Source organism: Candidatus Binatia bacterium, from assembly GCA_023150935.1.
Lineage (GTDB): Bacteria > Desulfobacterota > Binatia > HRBIN30 > HRBIN30 > JAKLJW01.
Map to the genome: position 1 here is coordinate 1 of JAKLJW010000087.1, position 3,425 is coordinate 3,425.

The 3,425-nt window shown below is 64.4% G+C and carries 3 protein-coding genes; 1 reads left to right on the forward strand and 2 read right to left on the reverse strand.

Annotated elements, in window-relative coordinates; translation table 11 throughout:
• Positions 1–991: 991 nt before the first annotated feature.
• Both L6Q96_22965 and L6Q96_22970 read right to left on the reverse strand, forming a co-directional pair.
• Positions 992–1,516, reverse strand: a complete 525-nt coding sequence (locus L6Q96_22965) for a GNAT family N-acetyltransferase (protein ID MCK6557411.1) — start codon at positions 1,514–1,516, stop codon at positions 992–994.
• The gene (locus L6Q96_22970; GenBank protein MCK6557412.1) at positions 1,503–1,772 is read right to left on the reverse strand and encodes a hypothetical protein; all 270 of its coding nucleotides are present in this window, start codon (positions 1,770–1,772) and stop codon (positions 1,503–1,505) included. Before L6Q96_22970 ends, L6Q96_22965 begins: the two co-directional genes overlap by 14 nt.
• A gap of 490 nt (positions 1,773–2,262) precedes the next feature.
• Between L6Q96_22970 and L6Q96_22975 the strand changes: the two genes are divergently transcribed.
• A complete protein-coding gene (locus L6Q96_22975; protein MCK6557413.1) occupies positions 2,263–3,237 on the forward strand; it encodes a DUF1566 domain-containing protein in 975 nt (324 codons plus the stop codon).
• Positions 3,238–3,425: the final 188 nt, after the last annotated feature.

The following is a 3,425-nucleotide window of genomic DNA, read 5'->3' on the forward strand; positions in this document are numbered from 1 at the left end:
CCCCCTCACCTGACCTCTCCCTGCGGGAGAGGGACCTGACTCCGCGGCGGGGTGCTGTTGCCGTGGTGTCGGGTGGATCCCCTCACCTGACCTCTCCCTGCGGGAGAGGGACCTGACTCCGCGGCGGGGTGGTGTTGCCGTGGTACAGCGGGTGACTCCGTGCACGCGGTCTCTTGCGATCCGGCAGTGTCCGATGTGATCAGGTTCCTCTCCCGGCGGGAGAGGTCAGGTGAGGGGATGAAACGAAGCCGTCGCCCGGTATGTGTGTCGGCGGCGATGATCTCGGGCAGTTCGTGGTGCGATCGGGTCATTTTCCTGGCCGCTGCTGCGTTCCGGTGCAAGCGGGCACATGGGTAACCGTCCGGTCGCACCCCCTCACCTGACCTCTCCCTGCGGGAGAGGGACCTGACTCCGCGGCGGGGTGGTGTTGCCGTGGTGCAGCGGGTGGATCCCCTCACCTGACCTCTCCCTGGGGGAGAGGGACCTGACTCTGTGGCGGGGTGCTGTTGCCGTTGTGCGGCGGGTGGATCCCCTCACCTGACCTCTCCCGATCCGGCCGATCGCGACATGACCACGTTTTCCTCCCTGCGGGAGTGTGCATGACCCGGCGGTCGTCTGAATACGATAAAAACGCGGTGCTCCCTTCGGGGTCGGGGTCGGAATCGAGATCGAGGCATTCGGATCGATACCGATTCCGATACCGATGCCGACCCCGATGGCTGCCCGCCGTTGCGGCTGGTCGGGCGTTGCCGCACGCCACCCACCGCTGCCGGAGGATGTGGTTCCTCCACGGGCGGGGAATCCCCAGGTGAATCCCCACGTAGGAGCCGGCGTGCCCTCACGCCGGAATCCGCTCTCTCTTCTTTCGGCCAGCCGCCCGGCCCGTTTCCGACCAAGCGGCTCGTTCAGCTCTCAACGGCCGGCCGATGCCTCAAAAAGGCGAGCTTTCAGGTGAGCGCTGACAGCAGAGCACACTCCGCCCCGAAGTACATTACGTCAAGCTCAGCGCCCCTTTGATGATGCGCATGGAGAGGAACATCGGAAGCGGCTGTGGCCGCGCATCGGACCGGCCCTCGACCGCGTCGATCGGGATGAAACCGTACCTGGCGTAGAAATCTGTCGCGTCGGGCTTCGCATCGGCCACGACGCCGACACAGCCGTAGTCGCTTGCCATTCGTAGAGCGAGCTGGAGTACGAACCCGAGAAGCTGAGCACCGAGCCCTTGCCCCTGAACCGACTGGTCGACCGCGAGACGGGCCAGCCGCAGCACGGGCAGCGGGTATCGCGGCAGCTTCTTGCGCGCCGCAACCGGCAACTCATCGATTTCGACGTGACCGGGAGCGACGGTCACGAATCCGAGGATGCGGCCCTCCGCGACGGCGACGTACGTGACACCCACGTAGTGCCGAAACTGATTTTGCCCGGCAAACTTGTGGAAGAACCGATCGAGATCGGCGTCGCCGGAGTGGAACTGCGAGCGGTCGTCACCCTCGCGGAGCGTTCTAATCTCGACCACGCATCAGGCCACGGAGAGCCGCGTTCGCCTTGCCCGTCTTCACCTGCTTCAGGATCGTTTCGCCAGACTTGCGGGTGACGACGAGCCGCGGGTGAACGATCACATCTGCCGGCAGCTCCTGCAGAGCCTGGAGATGGTGGCGAAGGGCTTGCTCGACGATGCGTCCCTTCTTCACGCCGGTCGCACGCACGTACCCTTCGAGCAGCTCTTTCGTTGTCCGCGAGACGAGCGCTGAGATTTGTGTTTCGGTCTCCATCGGTCACACAAGAATCTCGATTTCTGCATCACCGGTCAAGCGGATAGCCCGGGGGTGGTGGGGTGGCACCTCTGTAAGTGTTACCGGCGGACCTTTTCCGCGCTTTATTGGCGACGTCCCGAGGCTGATCCAACCGCGATTGAGTGCCCGACAAATCACATGCCGAACGGAACTAGACGAAGGAATCGAAGTAGATGTCGGAAGAACATGCTTCGGATAGAACTGGCGTGGATCTGTCAAGAACCCATTCTCGTGTTCGCCATTCTGCGGCGGTTCTCAACCGCCATCCACGCCACCCACCGCTGCCGGAGGATGTGGTTCCTCCACGGGCGGGGAATCCCCAGGTGAATCCCCACGTAGGAGCCGGCGTGCCCTCACGCCGGAATCCGCTCTTCAAGCTTGAAAGACACCCAGGAACGTGATGACACCTTGAGTACACCATCCGCGTGTCCATGGGGGGCATGCCATAACCGTAAGAGGAGGATACGACATGCGACGCACGGGACAGTATCTGATCGCCGCGGGTCTGCTGCTGGCGGCGGTGCCGGCGACGGCGGCGCTGACGCCGGAACAGAAATGCGAGGCCGGGAAGAACCAGGCGGCGGGGAAATACGCCGACTGCCGGCAGAAGGCGGAGGCGGGCCTCGTCAAGAGCGGGGACCTCGCCAAGTACAACACCGCCATCGGCAAGTGCGAGACGAAGTTCCAGGACAAGTGGCAGAAGCTCATCGACGCCGCGACCGCCGCCAGCGCCACCTGCCCGGACGCGCCGCTGGCCGTGTCGGCGTACAAGGACGTAATCGACGAGCACACCGACAACATCGCGCAAGCCCTCGGCGGCGGGGGCCTGGCGGATTGCTCGGGCGACCTCGCCACCTGCACGGCGGAGCTGGCGGCCTGCTACGCCCTGCCGCCGGCCCAGCGGCTGAAGACCGGGCAAACGCTCTGCTACGACGTGAGCGGCACCGTGATCGCCTGTGCCGGCAGTGGCCAGGACGGCGAGTTCCAGAAGGGGGTTGCGCGGGCGTACGTCGACAACGGCGACGGGACGGTGACCGATACGAAGACGGGGCTGATGTGGGAGAAGTTGAGCGCCGACGGCTCGATTCACGACGCCTACAACACCTACACGTGGACCGCGGCGGTGACGACGAAGATCGCGACGCTCAATGGCGGCGGCTTCGCCGGGTATACGGACTGGCGGCTGCCGAACATCAACGAGTTACTGAGCCTGGTCAACTACGGTGCCCTCGGTCCGGCGATCGATGCCGCCTTCAACACAGCGTGCGTGCCGTCATGCACCGTGACGACGTGCAGTTGCACTGTTTCGTCCTACTACTGGTCGTCTACTACGTACCGGAGCTCCCCGAGCGGCGCGTGGGTCGTGGGCTTCGGCAGTGGGGACGTGGGCGCGGGCCTTAAGTCCACCAACTTCTATGTCCGTGCCGTGCGCGGCGGCTCGTGATGCCCCTTCGCCCTTCGGGCTATGGAGCACAAGTGGATTATTAGGTCATTTGAACCCTTGGTCATTTGATCTTTGAGGTTTTGAGCATTTCCGGGATCTGGTCTTCGTTCTGGGCGGGGCTCGGCGCGTTAGCGCCGAGCCCCGCGAAATCGGCTGACGATGGCGCACACGGAGCACCAGCCGATCTA